This window comes from Aminobacter sp. P4_D5 (assembly GCF_056401815.1).
On sequence record NZ_JBFUIP010001399.1, the window covers coordinates 1 to 518 of the forward strand.

At 70.1% G+C, this 518-nt stretch carries 2 protein-coding genes; both read left to right on the forward strand.

From position 1 onward, the window contains the following. Positions 1-299, forward strand: a 299-nt coding sequence (locus AC1DWF_RS38640; protein WP_476843681.1) for a hypothetical protein, incomplete at its 5' end; no start/stop codon positions are given. Between the two features lie 7 nt (positions 300-306). Beyond that, positions 307-518: hypothetical protein (locus AC1DWF_RS38645; RefSeq protein WP_476843682.1), on the forward strand; the 212-nt coding region annotated here is incomplete at its 3' end.

Below are 518 nucleotides of genomic sequence, written 5' to 3' on the forward strand. Positions count from 1 at the left end.
CCATCAAGTCCACCATCTTCTACGGCCGCGCCGTCGCCCGGCTGAAGGGGATGGTCGGCCGCGGCCAGGAGATGAACGACGGCAAGGACTTCAACGTCACGCAGTCCGGCGTGTTCCTCGATGGGTTCAACTTCACGAAGTTCGTGGAAGACTGCTACCGGGAGAACAGCCGCCGCATGGCCATCTTCGACCCCGACCTGATGCAGCCCCGGCTGCTGCCCGCCATGGCCGGCCTCGCGCTGCGGGGGCTGCGACTGTGGGATCTCGGCGCCCGCCAGCTTCGCCGCAAGCCGGCCTGAGGCGCCGGTGGTGGTGCCCGAGGCGATCGCAGGGCTGCTGGCGGCACTCAACTTCGCCGCGCATGCGGGGCAGTTCGGCTGCCTGGCCTTCCTCGCCGTGGTGGCGACGCCGCTCACCCACCGGCTGCCCGGCGAGCAGTCCCTCGCGCTGACCGCGCGCACGCAATACGCGGTCCGGCTCTTCGCCCTCGTCACGATCGGCTTCGCGCTGATGGAGGC